13 protein-coding genes and 1 pseudogene are annotated in these 20802 nt (G+C 36.7%); 11 read left to right on the top strand and 3 right to left on the bottom strand.

Annotated features, from left to right (window positions below):
• Positions 1-44 precede the first annotated feature (44 nt).
• Positions 45-722: a class I SAM-dependent methyltransferase gene (locus B9T28_RS03170; protein ID WP_086202482.1), complete on the top strand. Its 678-nt coding sequence runs from the start codon at positions 45-47 to the stop codon at positions 720-722.
• A gap of 174 nt (positions 723-896) precedes the next feature.
• On the opposite strand, the gene plsB is transcribed toward B9T28_RS03170, so the two are convergent.
• Positions 897-3068, bottom strand: coding sequence for a glycerol-3-phosphate 1-O-acyltransferase PlsB (plsB, locus tag B9T28_RS03165; RefSeq protein ID WP_086202481.1), 2172 nt, complete (start codon positions 3066-3068; stop codon positions 897-899).
• Positions 3069-3301: 233 nt separating this feature from the next.
• On the opposite strand from plsB, the gene cysK reads away from it, so the two are divergent.
• From cysK to B9T28_RS03145, 4 genes and pseudogenes are all read left to right on the top strand, one after another.
• Positions 3302-4300, top strand: coding sequence for a cysteine synthase A (gene cysK / locus B9T28_RS03160; protein WP_086202480.1), 999 nt, complete (start codon positions 3302-3304; stop codon positions 4298-4300).
• 297 nt (positions 4301-4597) lie between these two features.
• Positions 4598-5464, top strand: coding sequence for a metal-dependent hydrolase (locus B9T28_RS03155; protein WP_086202479.1), 867 nt, complete (start codon positions 4598-4600; stop codon positions 5462-5464).
• Between the two features lie 44 nt (positions 5465-5508).
• A complete protein-coding gene (locus B9T28_RS03150) occupies positions 5509-5946 on the top strand; it encodes a PaaI family thioesterase (protein WP_086202478.1) in 438 nt (145 codons plus the stop codon).
• A gap of 197 nt (positions 5947-6143) precedes the next feature.
• A pseudogene (locus B9T28_RS03145) lies at positions 6144-6317 on the top strand (oxidoreductase); the annotation flags it as partial.
• Between the two features lie 102 nt (positions 6318-6419).
• Here the strand turns inward: B9T28_RS03145 and B9T28_RS03140 are convergent.
• Positions 6420-8888: an acyl-CoA dehydrogenase gene (locus B9T28_RS03140; RefSeq protein ID WP_086202570.1), complete on the bottom strand. Its 2469-nt coding sequence runs from the start codon at positions 8886-8888 to the stop codon at positions 6420-6422.
• Between the two features lie 513 nt (positions 8889-9401).
• Between B9T28_RS03140 and B9T28_RS03135 the strand changes: the two genes are divergently transcribed.
• The 6 genes from B9T28_RS03135 (at position 9402) to B9T28_RS03110 (ending at position 19199) form a co-directional block, all read left to right on the top strand.
• Positions 9402-10835 carry a coniferyl aldehyde dehydrogenase gene (locus B9T28_RS03135; RefSeq protein ID WP_086202477.1) on the top strand — a complete coding sequence of 478 codons (1434 nt, stop codon included), beginning with the start codon at positions 9402-9404 and terminating at the stop codon, positions 10833-10835.
• 395 nt (positions 10836-11230) lie between these two features.
• Positions 11231-12967, top strand: coding sequence for a potassium-transporting ATPase subunit KdpA (kdpA, locus tag B9T28_RS03130; protein WP_086202476.1), 1737 nt, complete (start codon positions 11231-11233; stop codon positions 12965-12967).
• A gap of 5 nt (positions 12968-12972) precedes the next feature.
• Positions 12973-15000 carry a potassium-transporting ATPase subunit KdpB gene (kdpB, locus tag B9T28_RS03125; RefSeq protein ID WP_086202475.1) on the top strand — a complete coding sequence of 676 codons (2028 nt, stop codon included), beginning with the start codon at positions 12973-12975 and terminating at the stop codon, positions 14998-15000.
• A 10-nt stretch (positions 15001-15010) separates the two neighbouring features.
• Positions 15011-15613, top strand: coding sequence for a potassium-transporting ATPase subunit KdpC (kdpC, locus tag B9T28_RS03120; protein ID WP_086202474.1), 603 nt, complete (start codon positions 15011-15013; stop codon positions 15611-15613).
• A 197-nt stretch (positions 15614-15810) separates the two neighbouring features.
• On the top strand, positions 15811-18471 hold the full coding sequence (locus B9T28_RS03115) for a sensor histidine kinase (protein ID WP_086202473.1): 2661 nt from the start codon (positions 15811-15813) through the stop codon (positions 18469-18471).
• Positions 18472-18488: 17 nt separating this feature from the next.
• Positions 18489-19199: a response regulator gene (locus B9T28_RS03110; RefSeq protein ID WP_086202569.1), complete on the top strand. Its 711-nt coding sequence runs from the start codon at positions 18489-18491 to the stop codon at positions 19197-19199.
• A gap of 148 nt (positions 19200-19347) precedes the next feature.
• Here B9T28_RS03110 and B9T28_RS03105 read toward each other — a convergent pair whose 3' ends face one another.
• Complete coding sequence (locus B9T28_RS03105; protein WP_252053417.1) at positions 19348-20418, bottom strand: heparin lyase I family protein; 1071 nt, start codon at positions 20416-20418, stop codon at positions 19348-19350.
• Between the last annotated feature and the right edge of the window lie 384 nt (positions 20419-20802).

Raw genomic sequence — 20802 nt, 5'->3', positions numbered from 1 at the left:
TAAGTTAGCTAGTAACTTATTTTATAATATGGAAAGGAGTTCCTATGGCAAAAGATTTTAATAATCCACAAATTGTGGATGGTTATGATGAACATATCCGTAAACTCATTCCAGGTTATGAGCTGATTCATCTACAAGTACATGCCCTATTAAAAACTTATGTTTCAGAACAGGCACATATTCTGGTCGTAGGTTGCGGTACTGGTTATGAATTGCAGTATTTAGCTGATCAATTTCCATATTGGACATTTACGGCGATTGATCCAGCCGTGGTCATGTTGGAAAAGGCTAAAAGCCATATTGAAGATTTAGGTTTAGAACAGAGAATTACTTTTATTCATGGTGATACCTCGATTTTAAATTCATTGGATCAACCGTTTGATGCTGCTCTTTCTATTTTAGTTTCACATTTTGTTCCATTTGAATATAAACAACAATATTTTCAAGATATTGCACAATCATTAAACAAAAATGCAATATGTTTAAGTTATGATTTAATGCAAATTTCAAATCATCAACAACTGCTCGCCTTAAAACGATTAACACAATCAATCGGTCTTAGTGAAAAGCAAAGTCAAGCGATGCTGGATCGTTTAGGACAAGACTTTTTCTTAATTGATATTCCACAAATGTGCAATATATATCAGCAAGCAGGCTTTAAATCTGTCACGACATTTACTCAAATATTGAATTATTATGGTTTTATTGCATTTAAAAATTAACCCATTAAATGTTTAGATGACTATCGGAAAAAGAATTCCATACAAATTTTCAGGATAATGTCGTTTTCATTATTAAAAAGGCGCTCCATTTAAATGAAGCGCCTTTTTATTTTAAGGATTATCTCGTAAAAAGATAACTCATCGTTTAATTTCAGTTTTTATTCATAACTAAAATTAGGCTTGTTTCGGAGCATTTACTTTATATAAATGTGCCAAAGAGGATAATAAACGTAAAGCGTCATCTGTCTCAGTAATATGCATCTGATCTTCTTTGATTTGAATTAACTTTTCAGAAATAAAATAAGCCAAGATCAAATCAATTTCTGGCAAAATTTCTTCTGCTGACCATTTTAAATAGAACATATTCTGAATATCAGGATAGCGCTCAACAATAGTACTCATAAAATCTTCTTTATGCATGGTTGTGCTTTGTTCAAGCTGCTCTTTAAGAATATCTGACATAAGTGCTGGAAGCATAAACGTATGTAGAATGTTATTACTGAAGTACTTGAGTAATGCTTCTTGCTTATCTACAACTTTAATCCAGCGTTCATTATCATGTTCAATAAACTCAATTTGTTTAAGTTTAATTGCGTATTGAATAATTTCTTGATCCGATAACTCCGTAATCTGCATACGATCATCATAGTGATGCTGTTGTAGTAAATGACGGAATTGCATTAAGCGTTGTAATACATCACGCTCAGCCAAGGAATAAGTGGGTGCATTTAATAGAACCAACGAAATTAAACTCACAGGATTAATGACCACCGCTTTATTAATATTCTCAAGAATATCATCAGCAACATCATTTACAGTCGCCTTAACGGATGTTGGCATTTCATCTTGTAGACTTACTTTTTTCGGTGCTGCATTTTTATGCAGTAGATCATCTAAAAAGACAGGTTCACCGAAATTAACGTGTACAACACCAAAAACCTTTTCAATTTTTTGTAATGATTTTAAAAGACCAAATAACGATTCAGCTTGTTTCTTTTGCCCACCTAATTCTTTGATATAGGATGAACCTTCTAATAGCTTCTCATAACCAAAATACGTCGGAATAAAAGCAATTGGTTTACTGTTACCCCGTAAATAACTTTGAATGGTAATAGCTAACATCCCTTTTTTTGCAGGGAGTAATAAACCCGTCCGTGAACGCCCACCTTCAATGAAATATTCAAGCGGAGTATTACGGTTTAACATACTGTAAATATATTCTTTAAATACAGCGGCATATAAAGCATTACCATTAAAACTACGGCGGATAAAATATGCACCTGCACCACGCATTAATTGCCCAATCACAGGCATATTTAAGTTAATACCAGCAGCAATGTGCGGCACCATTAATCCGCGGTTATAAATCACATAAGACAATAATAGATAGTCAATATGGCTACGGTGGCAAGGGGTATAAACAATTTCGTAATCTTTGGTGAGTGTCCGAACGGTATCAAAATTATGTACTTCAATCCCATCATATAACTGGGTCCAAAGTTTGGTTAGTGCAATTTCAGCAAAGCGTAACGTTGAATAAGAAAAGTCTGAAACAATTTCATCTAAGTAATGATGCGCCAAACTCTCCGCTTCATTAACACTAATTTTTTTATGAATACTTTCTTTTAGAATGGCTTCTTTAATTGTATCCGTAATCATTAATTTGTTAATTACATTACGTCGATCTGATAAATCTGGGCCTAAAATAGCTTCTTTGTATTGATCAAAGGATTTATTGAGCTCAGTGACCACATAATGAGCCGGTGCAAAATTTGGTGCAACTTCTGTGGCAGCTTGAATGAGTTCACGCAAAGAAACAGCGCGATGGAATTCAATATAATTTTCACGACCATATAAAGTGATGTTCAGTGCTTGTTTAATACCAGTTGGTTTGGTCCATGCATCAGCCATTAATGCTTTATACCAGCTATCTTCATTTTTAGGTGCACGGCCCCACAAAATTGTCACTGGAACCAGTAATACATCACTTTCAGGATGTTTAAGTAAATATTCAACGAGGCGAATTAACTTATCTGGATAATAAGCTGATGCATTGGATTTCGTCGCTTCAAGTGTAAGAAAAGAATCATCTTCTTGATAATGACCAAGTACTAAAGGTGAAAATGCAGGGCTTAATTGTCTTTTTTCAGTTTCATTATCAATCAGAACTTTATTTGAGGTTGAATCATCTTGAATGACATAGCAAATGGGTAGCGCATTTGATTTATTATCATGTATTGTATTTTCAAGCGCTTGCGTATCACCTAAAACTTGAGGACTGACAATTTTATCTAAAATCTTTTTGGTAAATTGTCGATAAATTTTTTGATAAGCACTGTTCGCCATGGGGTTCTCAAAATCCTTTCTAGAAAGATATTATGCTCGAAATATTACAAAAATGTGCAATTGGATTTGATGAATCTTCAGCGATATAAACTTAGTTAAAAACTAAGATTATGATTTATAAAAATAAACAATTCACTTTTTCATATAATTAAATATTAATAGTGAATATCAATATTTAACCAAAAAGCGATATGATAGATAAATATCACTTTATTTATAATCAAGGAAAGATCATGGCTACAGATCCAAATTTCCCAAAAACTGAAAATTTAGGTATTGCAGTATATTCTAATAATGCCGAGGCAATTGGAAATACGCCTTTAGTCCGTATTAATCGTGTGATTCAAACGGGTGCAACTGTTCTTGCAAAAATTGAAAGCCGTAATCCTGCTTTTTCAGTCAAAGATCGTATTGGTGCAGCTTTAATTTCAGATGCTGAACAAAGTGGTGCCTTAAAACAAGGCATGCATATTGTAGAACCGACAAGTGGTAATACCGGTATTGCTCTCGCTTTTGTTGCGGCAGCCAAAGGTTACAAGATTACATTAACCATGCCCTCAAGTATGAGCATTGAGCGTCGTAAAGTACTGAAAGCTTTAGGTGCAAATTTGGTTTTAACAGATCCAGCCAAAGGGATGAAGGGTGCAATAGAAGAAGCAGAACGTCTTCGTGATGCTCAGCCAGCGGTTTATTTTTTACCACAACAATTTGAAAACCCAGCAAATCCAAAAATCCATGAAGAAACGACAGGCCCTGAAATTTGGGCAGCGACAGGTGGTAAAGTCGATATTTTAGTTGCAGGTGTGGGGACTGGTGGAACCATTACAGGTATTTCACGTTATTTTGAAACTGTTAAAAATCAAGCGATTTATTCTGTTGCAGTGGAACCTGCTGAATCAGCAATTATTGGTCAGGCCAAGCGTCGTGAAGCACTTACCCCTGGGCCACATAAAATTCAAGGCATTGGTGCAAATTTCATCCCTAAAAATTTAGATTTAGATTTAGTGGATGAAGTGATTGCAATTCCAAGTGCGGAAGCAATTACATTTGCACGTCAAATAGCAACTCAAGAAGGTATTTTTGTTGGGATTTCAAGTGGTGCAGCAATGGCCGCAGCCGCAATACTTGCTAAACGTCCTGAAAATGCAGGCAAGACCATTGTCGTCATTTTACCTGATGCCGGTGAACGTTATTTATCTTCAGTTTTATTTGATGATATTTCAGCAGATTAAATTCAACTTTGTAAAATAGATAGAGCAATGATTTAAAAACCAGTGATTTTTCACTGGTTTTTAAACTGAAATTTACATATAAACTTTGTGTAATGGGATCATTCATTCCATCTAATTTATAGCATTTCATCACATATACCGCCAATTTATCTTTATAGGAAGAAGGCTGTCATTTTAGGACAATCTTGGCGGTTTCATCAGTAACTTCATTGACAACTTATTGAAGCATCTCTATTTTAACTTTATAGGTTCTTTTTTAGAACTTAGTATTTTAAAGTGAAATCTTTGAGGTGAGACATGTCTATGTTAGTAGTAAAAGAAAAATTAAAGCAAAAAATGCCTGCATCATTTCCAGTACGTCGTATGGATTATCAATTTCAGGAAGTACCAAAGTATTGGTGTAATAATGAACCAACATTTACGCATTACTTCACTGGTCTATCAACTTTATTTCCTGAAGGTGAATCTTACTTTGTACGTTCAGTGCGTGCTTTGCGAGAGAAAATTAAAAATAACCCACAATTAGATCGTGATATTGGCGCCTTTATTGGACAAGAAGCCATGCATTCTAAGGAGCACCACGCTTTTCATGTCAGTGCTCAGCAATATGGTTTAGCCCCTGAGTCGTTAGAAAAGGCAACAGGGATTATATTAAAAGCAATTGAAAAAACTTTTCCAAAGAAGTGGAATTTACTTGTTACTGTGGGCTTAGAACATTATACGGCAGTTCTTGTGGTAGAAATGATGAAAAATGTCAATGAGTTAATGACAGATACAAATATTCGTAATTTATGGTTATGGCACAGTATTGAAGAAACCGAACATAAGGCGGTTGCCTATGATATGTATGAATCTCTATATGGAAAAGGATTGGATGCTTATATCCCTCGTGTAGCGATTTTTACTTTTAACCTCGTTTTAATCACTTTATTGTCTAATGTTTATCAAGTCGTGTTGATGTCGAGAGATAAGCAATTATTGAACCTAAAATCTTGGGCAAAATTTGCTGGGTTTACAGTGCATGTATATCGCAAGCTCGTACCACAATTTTTCTCTTACTACCATTTTGATTTTCATCCGAATGATACAGATGAATCTGAAATTGTAACAAAAACTAAAATAAAAATTGGTTTGTCCACTGAACAGTCAACTTTTATGCATTAAAAAGATTAAAACTTTATTCATTAAGCAATAGATAGGAAATAAATATGAATCCATTAAACATGACTGGTTTAGAAATGATGCAAGCCTTTCAAAAAGGACTGGTACCTGCACCTGGAATTGCAAAAACAATGGGGATGGATGAGGTTGGTGATGTGGAATATGGTCGTATTGTATTTATAGCGACTGCGGATGAGCGTCATACTAATCCGTTGGGCGGTGTGCATGGTGGTTTCGCTGCAACTTTACTTGATTCAGTAACCGGTTGTGCTACACATACGGTGTTGGCAGCCGGTGAAGGCTATGGGACAACTGACCTTGCAATTAAAATGTGCCGTCCTATGCCATTTAATAAAAAGCTCATTGCAGAAGGTAAGGTCATTAATGTTGGTAAAAATTTGGTGATTTCAGAAGGCTATCTTCGCGATGAAAATGGGAAACTGTATGCTCATGCAACGGCAACCAATATGATTATCCATCGCTGAATCATTAAATATTTGTACGATGATTTTGATTAGTCCTAGGCTGATATGTTGTTGCACAGATAAATTAAATAATAGATGAGAATATAAATTGAATAAGGTTGTATTGGGGTTTGGGACGTTTGGCAAGACTGCTACGTGGTACTGATGGTTTAAATATTCAGGGTTTACTACGCTTTGCTTGAATTTGATCAATCCTAAGTATGTTTGCCAGTATTCGTGCATTAGCTCAATCTTTGGCAAGAGAGTTTCATCCCAAAGGGATTCATATCACATATTGCATGTTGGCACATTGGGACGGTCAGAATACCTCACTGATGCAATCGGTAAAGAATATGTGTTGGCATCTTTATCAACAACCCGACTCGACTTGAAGTCAGGAACTCAGTTTGGGAAATAAATTATATTAAAAGCCTTAGGATTTATACAATTTCCGAAATTAAGAAATCTAGGTCATTCATAGTAAGTATCAAGGGTTATTTTTGTGAAGGTAGGTGTGGGTTTTCTAAAGGTAAAACGCTGTTTAAATCTGTATTAAAAATATCAGTCAACATGCTGTCATAACGTATTGCATTGTATTCAAGCAGTAGATTGGCTTCATCTTGGGTGAGAAAATTGATTTGAACAGCATCGCGGATATGTTCTTTAAAAGTTAAGCCTTTAAATTGATCCTTTGATTCTGCCTTTTTGAATTTATTCCAAAGGTCTTGAATTTTAAGTAGGCTTTGGAATGTAGATTCCATTCGACCTGTCACATCTTGAGGATCGGTCTTGTAATAGACATGTTGCTTCAATAAGTTACGAAAGGCATTGTCTTCCATGATTAAATCACCAACTTGTTGCTTTAATTTATCATTTGGTTGTACTAGCGGTCGACCAAATGGGAAACAGATGAATTTTACTAAATGGGCAGCCATTGCATGTGGAAAATTATCAAATAATCCCATAAAAGCTTCTTGAGCTTGAAATAAGACTTTTTCTATTGCAAGCTGAGCGTGAAGTTGCTCTGCCTGTGTACGTTGCCCATGTTCATAAAACTTCAGAATCGCGGTTGCAATAAACATAAATGCATGTATGTCTGCTAATCGACCTGATAACATTTCTTTTCGTTTGATCTCACCGGCTAATAAACCTAAACACATATCCGCAGTAAGGGCGAAATCTGTACTAAAACGATTGATGATTTTATAGTACTGTGCAGTAAAAGCATCTGCACTGTTTGGGGCATGATTTGAGCCACCGGTAAAACCATAGGTGAAGGCAAGGGCAGTTCGGTTCAAGGTATAACCTAAATGTTGATAAAAAATAGTATTCATTTTTTCTAATGCAGTACTTTTATCCTCCATTTGTAACAGTTGAAGCTCTTCAAATAGGTAGGGATGGCAGCGCATTGAGCCTTGACCAAATATCATTAAAGAACGACTCAGAATATTGGCACCTTCAACCGTAATAGAGATTGGAATAGCTTGATACATTAACGCTAGGAAGTTTCGCGGGCCTTGTTGAATTGCACGTCCTCCAACAACATCCATACCGTGATTAAGCAACTTACGCATCGTTTCAGTGGCATAGTATTTTGCCATAGCAGTCATTACAGCAGGTTTACCACCTTGGTTTAATCCACATGTAACCAAGTAGCGAAAAGCTTCTAACATATAGGTATCACTAGCAATATCGCTGGTTGCTTCTTGCACGCCTGCGAATTTGCCTATTGATATTCCAAATTGTTGGCGAATTTTGGCAAATGCACCTACAGTTAAATAGGTCATTTCTCCTGCTGCTGTGGCAAGTGCAGGGAGTGAAATACCACGACCTACAGCCAAGCACTCCATGAGCATGCGCCATCCCTTACCTGCATTCTCTGGACCACCAATAATCCAATCAACTGGAATAAAGACATCTTTTCCTTCAACGGTACCATTCATGAATGGAGAACCACCCGGATCATGGCGCGGGCCAACAATAACACCTATATGCGATGCTGGAATCAATACACAGGTAATACCATAATCACTTTTATTAGGATCACCCAATAGAGCATCTGGATCATAAAGTTTAAAAGCAAGTCCTATGACTGTTGCGATTGGAGCAAGAGTAATCCAACGCTTAGAAAAATTCATGTTCAAACCAAGTACATTCTTTCCTTCAAACTCTCCGTAGCAGACAATTCCTGTATCTGGAATTGCACCTGCATCAGAACCTGCTTCAGGACCAGTTAAGCCAAAACAGGGAATTTCAGTACCTTTAGCTAAGCTTGGAAGATAACGATCTTTTTGTTCATCAGTTCCGTAATGGAGTAATAGCTCACCGGGTCCAAGTGAATTTGGAACCATACAACTTACGGCAGCGGTGAGGGAGCGAGATGCGATTTTGCTCATAATTCGACTTTGTGCAAAAGCACTAAATTCACGACCGCCATAAGATTTAGGAATAATTAAACCTAAAAAGCCATTATTTTTGATGAATTTCCATGCTTCAGGTGATAGATCTTTATGTGTATGAATTTCCCATTCATCTAATAGCACACAGAGCTGTTCAACTTCATTATCAATAAAAGATTGTTCTTGTTGTGATAATTCAGGATATGGATAAGCATTAAATTTTTCCCAATCAGGTATCCCCATGAATAATTCTTTTTCCCACCAACTTGTACCAGCATCTAAGGCTTCACGTTCAGTCGTACTCATGCTCGGCATTGCATTCGCTAATATTTTGTAAGCAGGTTTGGTAATAACTAACATTCTGAAAGAATTAATCATCAATATTAAACAGATTAGGATGAGTGGGAATCCTATAATGAGTGACCATGGTGTAATCAATGCTAACAAAACGGCAGTGACAAGAATGGTGAATGCACCTATCATTCGTGACAAAGAAAAAAAGAAAACTGCCCATAAAATTAAAAATTGAATTAATACTGTGGCTAAAAACCCTATGAATGTAATCACAATCTTACTCCTTGATGGGCTTTAATCTGAGTTCAGCACGAGAAGATAAAATAGAAATTAGTTGTCAGACTTTAAATAATTTCTATTTATTTTTAGATGATCGTTGATAAAATATTTAAATGAATAAAAAACATCCACTGTTATTGTTTTAGCAATTTAAGCCACTATGTTCAGTTCATGTTTTGTCACGAAGAGGTTCATGCTCAAATCTGTTTATTAATTTCATTGTTAATTTAATACAGCATTTTGTTCCAATTAAACTTCACCGATGTGAGCTGAATAGCCCATATTTACAGTATTTGAGCATCTATACACATAAGTGGTACGATAACTCTTAGGGAATGAGTCTTCAAAGATCGGTTTGTGCGACAAAGTGCTGCTGTACCATATGATCTGGATATACATGTATTCGATCAGGACTAAGTTGTTTTTAGATATGATGATTGATTTAATCAAAAGAATTAGTTTTAGAATTTAAATAATTTATCTTAAATTTTTAGGGATTGAATAATGGATAGTACCAATTTAAATCATGAGCAAACTGAAGAAGTTGAATTTTTTAAAGAAATATTTCGAGAGCAAAAAATAAGTTTTGAAAAAGATAAATATCCTTCCTTAAAATCAAGGAAAGAAAATCTAAATACCCTCAAAAAAATGATTATTGATAATCAGGATTCAATTATTGATGCAATTAATCAAGATTTTAAAAACAGAGCGCGACAAGAAACGATTACCTTTGAAATTTTGCCTTCAGTATTAACCATAAACTATACGCTTAAACATCTAAAAAAATGGATGGCACCACAGAAAAGACATGTGCATTTATTGTTTCAACCAGGTTCAGCATCAATTTATTATCAGCCACTTGGCGTAGTGGGTGTTATTGTCCCATGGAATTATCCACTCTTTTTGGCGATGGGGCCGCTTATACAAGCAATCGCCGCAGGTAATAAAGTGATGATTAAGATGAGTGAATTTACACCTCATTTTTCCTTGTTACTGAAGTCATTAATAGCACAATATTTTGATAAAGATCAGATTAGTGTGATCTTAGGTGATGCAATGATTGCCAGTGAATTCACACAACTACCATTCGATCACCTTTTATATACTGGGTCGACGAATGTTGGTAAAAAAGTGATGGCTGCTGCTGCAAATAATTTAACACCAGTCACATTAGAACTGGGTGGAAAATCACCTGCAATTGTTTGTGCTCATAGTAATATTAAAGATGCAGCAGAAAAAATTGCTTATGGCAAGCAGGTCAATGCAGGGCAAACTTGTGTTGCACCAGACTACGTCTTTATTCATAAAGATAAAGTTACTGAATTTGTCACGCATTATATAAACACGATCCAAGCCTTTTATTCGAATACCGTTGATAATTCTGATTACACGGCAATTATCAATCAGGTTCAAAATAACCGCTTACGTCATTATATAGAAGATGCAAAATCTAAAGGTGCTACCGTTACTTCAATCCTTCCTGAAGGAGCCAAAATTTATATAGAACCAACATTAATACAAAATGTCGATGATTCAATGTTAATTATGCAAAATGAAATATTTGGACCCATTTTACCAATTATTGCATTTGATGATTTGGATGAAGTCATTGAATATATAAATAATAGGCCACGACCATTAGCACTATACTTGTTTAGTAATAACGCCAATGAGCAAAATAAAGTCATACATGAGACGCACAGCGGAGGAATGTGTATCAACGAAACCGTTCTTCATGTTGGAGTTGACTCGTTACCATTCGGTGGGATTGGTGGTTCAGGTATGGGGCATTATCATGGTTATGAAGGTTTTATAACATTTTCGAAAATAAAGTCCGTGTATAAAAAATCATTTATTAATTTAATGAAGTTTTTATATCCACCTTATAGTCAAAATACTTTTTTCTATCAAATTTTGAAAAAACTTTTTATTAAATAAAATCTAATTTTTTTACGTATACGTATTCTGTAAATATTAATGCTGGAATTTTAAATTTTAATCAAAGACTCAATAACTTAAAGGATAAGAAAAAGACTTTAGGTTATTGAGTCATTTTTTTAAATACAGATTTTTGATTTGAAGGCTTAATTTTTAGCAATATTTAGCAAAAATTTACGTAATTTTTACGGCAAATATTTGTCCTGAAATAGAGAGTTTACGCCGTTATTTTTCATACTAGGTTGTGGAATATCCCCGATGTTTAGGACGAAAAAGATGGCTGCTAAATTCATAGCTCATCAACAAGTAAAGCATCATTTATCATGCTTACAACAGAATATAGTTAAAAATATAATACAGATGAACATTGTCATTTCTGTAACAGGAGAAATGACATGTTAGAGATGATCCTCCTTTTGCTGATTGTTACTCTTTTAGCTTTTCCACTTGGAAAATATCTTGCGGCAATTATGCAAAATCGTGAGATGAAAATTGACCCTCTATTTAATTGGCTTGAGAAACCGATTTATGCAGTTTTAGGTACACATTCGAAACAGGGGATGAATGTTAAAACCTATATTCTGAGTTTCATATTCAGTTGCATAGTCATCGGTCTAGTGGTCTGGGTACTCTTTATGGTGCAAGCTGGGTTGCCTTTCAATCCAAATAATGCCCCAAATATGTCGTGGGATCTGGCTTTACATACCACGATTTCATTCTTGACCAATACCAATCAGCAGCATTATTCAGGTCAGGCACAGCTGTCTTACTTATCTCAAATGGTCGGTATCGTTGGTTTACAAGTCATCGCCCCAATGATGGGTTTAGCAATGGTCGTTGCAACTATTCGTGCTTTGTTTTTTGATCAATCCAATACGCAATCCGCGATTGAGTCAAACACGCTTGAACATAGTTTTTCTGAAAAAATTAAAATGATCAATGTCGGAAATTATTGGGCAGATGTGATTCGTCCAACCTTCCGTTTTTTATTACCACTCTGTCTAATTTGGGCATTATTTTTAAATAGCCAAGGTGTACCTTCAACATTCCAAGGTGGACCTGAAGTCCAAGTTATCGATCAAACCACCGAATTAAAAACTCAAAAAATCCCTCTTGGCCCGATTGCACCAATGGTTGCCATTAAGCAATTGGGCAGTAATGGTGGTGGATGGTATGGGCCGAATAGTGCCGTACCTTTAGAAAATCCAACGCCACTGTCTAATTTTATGGAAATGTTGGCGATTTTACTCATTCCTTTTTCTGTCATCTTTATGTTGGGATTTTTTACAAAACGCCCAAAATTTGCAGCCTTCGTTTTTGGTTCAATGCTTTTAATGTCTGTTATTTCAACTTCCAGTGCAATTTGGTCTGAAAGTCTTTCGCAAACCGCATCGCAAGTTTCAGTGATGGAAGGCAAAGAAATGCGTTTTGGTGAAGCATCTTCGGCACTGTGGTTAGCACTTACCACGCAGGTCAATAATGGTTCAGTCAATATGATGCACGATTCTGCTACACCATTAACAGGATTAATTGCACTGTCGAATATGCTGATTAATGCCATTTGGGGCGGTATTGGTTGTGGTTTGCAACAATTTATCATTTATTTATTCTTAGCTGTGTTTATTGCAGGATTAATGACTGGACGTACGCCTGAACTTTTTGGTCGAAAAATTGAAGCTGGAGAAATTAAGTTACTTGCCGTTGTGATTTTGATTCAGCCAATTGTAATTTTAGGATTAACCTCAATTACCTTATTTTTCCCAAGTTTAACGGGGAATAGTAATCCTGCGTATCATGGGGTTTCCCAAGTTTTATATGAGTATGTATCCGCATTTGCCAATAATGGCTCAGGTTTTGAAGGTCTAGCAGATAATACCGTTTGGTGGAATGTCACCTGTAGTATTGCTCTCCTTTTAGGACGATTCCCAACGCTCATTATTCCTCTCATTATTGCGACACGTTTGGCTGCAAAACGCCAAGCACCTGAAAGCAACGGTAGTTTAAAAGTTGAAACCCCAACTTTTGCTTTAACACTGATTGCCATCGTAGTGATGTTGACCTTATTGCAGTTTATGCCTGTCTTGGTGTTAGGGCCAATCGCTGATCATCTCTTATTGGTTCAGGTGGAGTAATATTCATGAATAATTCCAAAAATTCCCAAAAAAATACTTCAACACTGTTTCAAGCTGAAGCATGGAAAGATGCTTTTATTAAACTTTTGCCCCAACATGCGATTAAAAATCCGGTTATGGCCATTGTTTGGTTAGGGACGATTATTACTTTAATTAGTACAGTATTTGGCAAAGCCAGTTTTGTTTTCAGTTCGCTGGTTACCCTAATTTTATTTATCACCGTATTGTTTGCCAATTACGCAGAAGCCATTGCAGAGGCCAAAGGGCGTGGTCAGGCTTCATCGCTCAGACAAGCACGCCAAAACTTAACAGCCCGTCGTTTAAGATCTTTGGACGATAAAGACGGCTCTCAAGTTGCTGCGACACTTTTGAATCTCGATGATTTAATTGAGGTGCGAGCCGGTGAGTTAATTCCAGCAGATGGTGAAATTATTCACGGCTTTGCAACCATTAATGAAGCGGCCGTAACAGGGGAGTCTGCACCTGTACTCCGTGAGGCTGGAACAGATCGTTCAGGAGTCATTGCTGGGACGAAGGTTTTAACGGATCGAATTATTGTTCAGGTGACCGCAGAATCTGGGCATAGCTTTTTAGACCGAATGATTGCTTTAGTTGAAGGTTCAAATCGTCAAAAAACCCCAAATGAAATTGCACTGGGTATATTGCTGACGGTAATGACCGTGACTTTTATTATTGTGGTATGTAGTTTGCCGATTATTGGTCACTTTCTCAATATTTCCATCAACCCCATTCTCTTGGTGGCTTTATTGGTGTGCCTGATTCCAACTACGATCGGTGGCTTATTACCCGCGATCGGGATCGCAGGGATGAACCGCGCCTTAAAAGCCAATGTGATCGCAAAATCAGGTAAAGCTGTCGAAATAGCCGGTGATATTGACGTCCTTTTACTCGATAAAACTGGAACGATTACTTATGGTGATCGTCAAGCAACCGTATTTTATCCACTCACTGGGGTTTCTGAATCTGAACTGCGTCAAGCAGCAGTCTTAACATCGCTGGCAGATCCTACGCCAGAAGGAAAATCAGTCGTTGCTTTGGCGAAAGAACAGGGTGAAAAAATTATTGATCCGGAACAGGCCGAATTCATTCCTTTTAATGCTTCGACACGTATTTCTGGGGTAAATTTGGCAGATGGGCAGCAAATTCGTAAAGGTGCATTGGATGCAATTTTAAAATTTACATCACAAGATATTTCTCACCACAGTGAACTCAAAACTCGGGTTGAACAAGTTGCATCGAAAGGTGCGACACCACTTGTCGTTGCGCGTGGACAAAACCTGTTGGGGGTAATTGAACTTTCAGATGTCATTAAATCTGGGATTAAAGAAAAGTTTGCTCGTTTACGTGAAATGGGGATTAAAACCGTAATGGTGACAGGGGACAATCCACTGACCGCTGCTACCATTGCTGCTGAAGCGGGTGTGGATGATTATATTGCCGAAGCTAGACCTGAAGACAAACTCAATTGTATTCGTACTGAGCAAAATAAAGGTCATTTGGTGGCAATGGTTGGTGATGGTACCAATGATGCACCAGCTCTTGCACAGGCTGATATTGGTTTGGCCATGAATTCAGGTACACAAGCAGCCAAAGAAGCCGGCAATATGGTGGATTTAGATTCAGATCCGACTAAATTATTGGCTGTGGTTGAAATTGGTAAACAGCAATTGATTACTCGTGGTGCATTAACTACTTTCTCTTTAGCCAATGATATTTCAAAATATTTTGCGATATTACCGGCACTTTTTGTTGCTGCCATTCCACAAATGCATGTGTTAAATATCATGCAGTTAGGCAGTCCTGAAACTGCGATTCTTTCGGCACTCATTTTTAACGCAATCATTATTCCGCTGCTCATACCAATTGCTTTACGTGGCGTGAAATTTAAACCTTCAACATCGACACAATTATTACGTCGTAACATGATGATTTATGGTGTGGGAGGAGTGTTATTGCCATTTTTTGCAATTAAAGCCATTGATCTTGTTATTAATCAAGTTTTAGTCTTGTAAGGTGATGAACATGAATATAATAAATGCAGAACAGTTAGTACAGCCTTCATATACGTTACTCATTCGCGCGTCCATTGGATTAAGCGTGATAAGTTTAGGCTTATGTGGTTTTTTATATAGTTCAGTCGCTACAGGTTTGGGACAATTGATATTTCCACACCAAGCCAATGGCAGCATGATTGAATTAGATGGAAAAATTTTAGGTTCAAGTTTAGTGGCTCAACCCTTTCAAGATCCTCAATATTTCCAAGCTCGGCCTTCGGCAGCCCATTATGATCTGATGATGATGGCCGGAAGTAACATGGCAATAACTAATCCTGAATTGACTAAAATTATTGCGCAACGCATTGCAGATATTGAAGTTAAGGATCATGTTCGTCCTAACCAAATTCCAAGTGATTTGGTAACTGCTTCAGGCAGTGGTATAGACCCTGAGATTAGTGTGCAAGCTGCGATGATTCAAGTAAAACGTATTGCCTTGCAAAGAAATTTAACGGATCAACAAGTAACTGACCTGATTCAAGAGCAAACCTTAAAACCAACTTTGGGGTTTTTAGGGCAAGAACGTATCAATGTTTTAGAGTTGAATTTGGCTTTGGATCAAATGAGATAATCGTAAAACAAAATGAAGGACTTCTTCCTTCATTTTGTTAGATGTAAAAGTCATTCGTTGCTGATTATTACTAAAATTAGCCTTCGCGTAGAATCTATTAAATCTTAACTGCTAAATGCCAGCAAGCTTATAATGATCTAAGAAAACATGACATTGAATAAAATTAAAGAGTTTATTTCATATGAAAGATTATCTTTATGACTGAAAATCGAAATAATAAAGTAGATGTTTTACTGCAACACGCACAACGCTATCAGTCAGGGCGTTTAACTATTTTCTTAGGTGCTGCACCAGGTGTAGGAAAAACCTATGCAATGTTAGTGCGCGCTCGTGATTTATTTCAACAAGGGCAAAATATTGTTATTGCTTATATTGAAACACATGGCCGCTTAGAAACTGAAAAATTAATTGAAGGATTACCTTTAATTCCACGAAAAATAATGCAATACCAAGGGCATGCTCTTGAAGAAATGGATTTGGATGCAGTTCTTTACCAGAAACCTGACATTGTATTGGTAGATGAATTTGCGCATAGCAATATGCCTGGAAGTCGGCATGAAAAACGCTGGCAAGATATCAATGAATTACTTGATGCCGGTATTGATGTTTTTACCACCATGAATATTCAACATTTAGAAAGTTTAAATGATGTGATTTATCAGATTACAGGGATTCGAGTTAAAGAAACTGTACCAGATCGGGTCTTTGATCGAATCCGTGATATTCGTTTAATTGACTTGCCTGTGAATGAACTTTTGGAGCGCTTAAATCAGGGTAAAGTTTATATTCCTGAACAAATACAACATGCGCTGCAAGGATTTTTCAACGCTTCCAATTTGACGGCTTTACGTGAGCTAGCAATGCAAACAGTTGCCAGTCATGTTGATAGTGATGTCCGTGAAAACTTTGCTTTACATGGGCTAATACCGATTCCACTCAAAAATCATATTTTGATTATGCTGGACGGGTTAGGGCAATCTGAGGCCTTAGTTCGGGCAGGCTGCCGGATTGCCGAACATCGATTAGCTGCTTGGACGGTCGTGGTGTTTATGGATGAACATCAAAACCAGCACAGAAAATTAGATGCTCAAAGTCGAGAAATCGAACGGGCACTCAATCTCAGCCGCCAACTGGGTGGAATGACCGAAATTTTATATGGTCAACAACACACCAAAATTTTATCTGAATTTGCCTTGGAGCGCGGTATTTCAACTTTAGTTGTTGCACAAAATCAACAGAAAAGACATTGGTTTAGCTTTAAACCCAATGTGATTCAGCAGATATTACTGCATCATCCAAATTTTGAACTCAGTATTGTTCCGATTCAAGCAGAACTAAGGCACGTTCAACAGAGCTTCCCCAAAAGCCTATTTTTGAGCCTCAAAGAATCTATTTTTGTTTTACTGACGACAATTATTAGTATTGTAATTGCAAGTCTTGGAGAAAAACTTCTTGGCATTGAAGAGCTTTCGGTGGTTTTTATCACAGCAGTGGTTTTTGTTGCATCCAGAACGCGGATGATCGCAGCTGTATGTTCCGCGATCATTTTTTTTCTGGCTTATAATTTCTTCTTTATTATGCCCAAATATACTTTACAAATTTCAGCGCATCAGGGAGTGATTACGGTTGTCGCATTTTTAGCTGCAGCACTGATTGCCAGTCGTTTGGCCTCACGGTTACGAGAACAAGTCACGGCGTTAAAAGCCGCGAATAGTTATAATAGTATTATGCAAGATTTAGGGCAAAAACTCTCTATTGCCGCAAATTTAGAACAAATGCATGTAATTGCAAAGCAAAGTTTAGAGCAAAATTTAAAGGCAGAAATTTTATTCTATATTCCAAATCAAGATGTTCTTGCCAATGATTCGAACCATTTGCAACTTTCAGAAAAAGAAAAAATATCAGCCGAATGGACGATCTCTAATCATCAACCTTCAGGTCGTTTTACACAAACGTTGACTGAAAATGAATGGTGGTTTTTACCGCTTTTGGCATCTAAATTATGTTTAGGTGTCATTGGTGTAAAATTTAGTCATGAAATAAAAACGCTCAGTGTTGAACAAAAACGTTTAGCTGAAACCATGATTGAATATACTGCCCAAGCCATTTCAAGGGCTAAGCTGACCAAAGAATTAGAAGTTGCCAATGTCACCTCTGAAACAGAAAAATTACGTTCAGCTTTATTATCATCAGTGTCACACGACTTACGTTCACCTTTAGCATCAATTATTGGTGCTGCGGAGACCTTGAGTAATTATCGGCATTCTATGGATGAAGCCGATCAAAATAGTTTACTTGAGGCAATTCATTTAGAAGGAGAGCGTTTAGATCGTTATATTCAAAATCTATTGGATATGACCCGTTTAGGTCATGAAGGTTTAAGTTTAAAACGCGATTGGGTTGGGATGGATGAATTGGTTGGATCTGCTGTACGGCGGTTAAAAAGATATTTACCTAAAGTGCATATCCATATTGCGATGCCTGAAGCTGCAATCAGCTTATTTGTACATGCAGCATTAATTGAACAAGCCATTTTTAATGTTTTGGAAAATGCGGCAAAGTTTTCACCTGAAGATGAAGCAGTTGAAATTGAAGTAAAAAAAATTGATGATACACAGGTTCAAATTTCTATCAGTGATCAAGGCTTAGGCATACCAGAAGATGAGCGAAATCGAATCTTTGATATGTTCTACACGATGCAACGTGGTGATCGTGGGCAATATGGTACCGGTTTGGGCTTAACAATTGTTAAAGCCATTATTGGGGCACATATGGGACAAATATCAGCAACTGCTGCAAAGCATAATCGTGGCACATGTATTCGGATTTTACTTCCTATACAGCAAATGATGGCATAAAAGAGAAATAAAGCATGATGAACAATCCTGATATGCCCAGTAACGCCGTTAATATATTAATTATTGATGATGAAACTCAAATTCGTAAATTTTTAGATATTGCTTTACGTGCTCAAGGATATAAGACACTTCTAGCAGAAACTGGACAGCAGGGTTTAGAAGTTCTTGCTTTACAAGGTGCAGACTTGGTCATTTTGGATTTAGGTTTACCCGATTTAGATGGGCAAGAGGTATTAAAAGAGCTACGTGTCTGGTCGCAAGTTCCCGTAATTATACTGTCTGTTCGTTCGAGTGAAGAAGAAAAAGTGGCATTGTTAGATGCGGATGCAAATGACTATGTGACAAAGCCGTTTAATGTGCAAGAACTCATGGCCCGTATTCGAGTCATGTTAAGAAACATACCCATCCAAGTTGAATCCGCTATTTTTGATGATGGTTTTCTGAAAATTAATTTCGCTCAACGTCAAGTTTTTATAGAAAATCAACTCATTGCTTTAACCCGTAAAGAGTTTCAATTATTGATGTTACTTGCTCAGCACAGTGGTCAACTTATTACTCAACCACAAATTTTAAAAGAGTTATGGGGACCAACGCATCAGGAAGATACGCATTATTTACGTATTTTAGTGGCAAAATTACGCAATAAGTTAAGTGATGATGCAATTCATCCTAAATATATTATGACGGAATCAGGGGTAGGATTAAGGTTTATCGGTCGAATGCATTAATAACTCGCTGTACTGTTATTGTTGAGCGATTTGTTTCGTAAACTGCTGACAAAGAAAATGGAGCTTAAAAGCTCCATTTTTAATTGAAAGTATATCTATGCTCAATTATTTATAATTTTTAAATGTTTATGCAACAAAATTAATGAAACTAATTAAGATCCTTGATTACCACATCTTTATGAAAGACCTCAATAGGTTGTCCTCCTATGGGACGGTTCAGAAGAGCACCTTCTCTCCAGCTTGATCTATATATTCCCATTTGGAAATAGGGCGGCCATGCTTGATGATAGTTGTTCTCTCCAGAAACTCTAGCGACTTCTTTATCATTATGTTTCACCACAATTAAACCTGGAATCAATTGATTATTAGCATCGAGCTGAGACCATTGAATATCAAAATTCCAATTATTCCATTGATTATAAGTTACGGGCACATCAAGGATATAACGATTTAACACTGTTTCTGGTGCATCTAAAGGCGAAGATAGTGGCTTTAAATGATATACATGGAGCTGCCATTCAGGTTTTTCCCCATTCAGGACGAGTGCAATTGGTGGGTTTAGATTTTTATTATTTAAACTATACCCATGCCATTGGGCTAAAATGGTTCCATATTTAAATATTGGCCAAGTCGAGGGAATGTAGTGGGAAACTGAATAATTATAATGCCCCCATTTGAACTGCTTTCTCTGGATTTCTGCTCTAAATGATTGACCATCATCAGGCACAGTGAATTTTGCCACATTTTGACTACTACCCGCAGGATCTTTTACAATCTCTGCGGAACTACTATTTTCCATTTCGAGTGCCATTTCACTCCATGTGTAGTCATTCGCGTTCACATTTTGCTTATCGACATTGATTTTCCCTGTCCAGAAACCATCACGGAATACGACCTTGCCCAATTCATTTGGTGGTTGAGTGATTTGTTTTTCAACAACTTGTATCGATACCACACTGATTAGACTATCTAGTTCACCATCATTGACGATCAAGCTGACTTCATAATTACCAATGGTGTCAGGAATAAAATTAAATTTTTTAGTATTGGTTGATCCAATAGAAGGGGAACTGTTTTCAGGCTTTAACTTGACTGACCATTGATAGGTGAGCGTACTCGAATGATCATCAGTACTTTCTGAACCATCCAGTACAATTGTAGATCCTACGACTATAGGTACAGGGTTATTCTTTGATTGAATGATTGCAACAGGCGCCATATTGTTAGCTTCGTTTGGCGGTATTTCTTTTGAAACCTCGTCACTTCCTCCACCACATGCCGTAAGCCCTAAAAGTATAGAAAATACTAAAGAATATTTAATTTTTTTCATTCAAATTCATTCTCATCATCAGTACTAGATTAATTCAGTGTCTTATCCATATCCTTGCTCTAAAAATACAAATGAGAAGGGGGGATAACAAGCCAAATATATGGAATATAAAAAATTACTAAAATTATGCTTAATATCATACGCATGGTGGAAATGATTTTGGATTTTTTTATTTACTGTTCAGTTTCTGAGGGCTTTGTTGCACAAACCTACCATAGGCAAACACGTTCATAACCAAATTTAGCTAGAGTTAGCTATTTATGTTACCTAGTA

Origin of the sequence: Acinetobacter silvestris (assembly GCF_002135235.1) — a bacterium.
Taxonomy (GTDB): Bacteria; Pseudomonadota; Gammaproteobacteria; order Pseudomonadales; family Moraxellaceae; genus Acinetobacter; species Acinetobacter silvestris.
This window is presented reverse-complemented; position numbering and strand designations above follow the sequence as displayed.

Excerpts from the sequence above, each read along its gene's own strand:
- B9T28_RS03170 (WP_086202482.1), top strand. The coding sequence starts at position 45 with ATGGCAAAAGATTTTAATAATCCACAAATTGTGGATGGTTATGATGAA.
- plsB (WP_086202481.1), bottom strand. The coding sequence starts at position 3,068 with ATGGCGAACAGTGCTTATCAAAAAATTTATCGACAATTTACCAAAAAG.
- cysK (WP_086202480.1), top strand. The coding sequence starts at position 3,302 with ATGGCTACAGATCCAAATTTCCCAAAAACTGAAAATTTAGGTATTGCA.
- B9T28_RS03155 (WP_086202479.1), top strand. The coding sequence starts at position 4,598 with ATGTCTATGTTAGTAGTAAAAGAAAAATTAAAGCAAAAAATGCCTGCA.
- B9T28_RS03150 (WP_086202478.1), top strand. The coding sequence starts at position 5,509 with ATGAATCCATTAAACATGACTGGTTTAGAAATGATGCAAGCCTTTCAA.
- B9T28_RS03135 (WP_086202477.1), top strand. The coding sequence starts at position 9,402 with ATGGATAGTACCAATTTAAATCATGAGCAAACTGAAGAAGTTGAATTT.
- kdpA (WP_086202476.1), top strand. The coding sequence starts at position 11,231 with ATGTTAGAGATGATCCTCCTTTTGCTGATTGTTACTCTTTTAGCTTTT.
- kdpB (WP_086202475.1), top strand. The coding sequence starts at position 12,973 with ATGAATAATTCCAAAAATTCCCAAAAAAATACTTCAACACTGTTTCAA.
- kdpC (WP_086202474.1), top strand. The coding sequence starts at position 15,011 with ATGAATATAATAAATGCAGAACAGTTAGTACAGCCTTCATATACGTTA.
- B9T28_RS03115 (WP_086202473.1), top strand. The coding sequence starts at position 15,811 with ATGACTGAAAATCGAAATAATAAAGTAGATGTTTTACTGCAACACGCA.
- B9T28_RS03110 (WP_086202569.1), top strand. The coding sequence starts at position 18,489 with ATGAACAATCCTGATATGCCCAGTAACGCCGTTAATATATTAATTATT.
- B9T28_RS03105 (WP_252053417.1), bottom strand. The coding sequence starts at position 20,418 with ATGGCGCCTGTTGCAATCATTCAATCAAAGAATAACCCTGTACCTATA.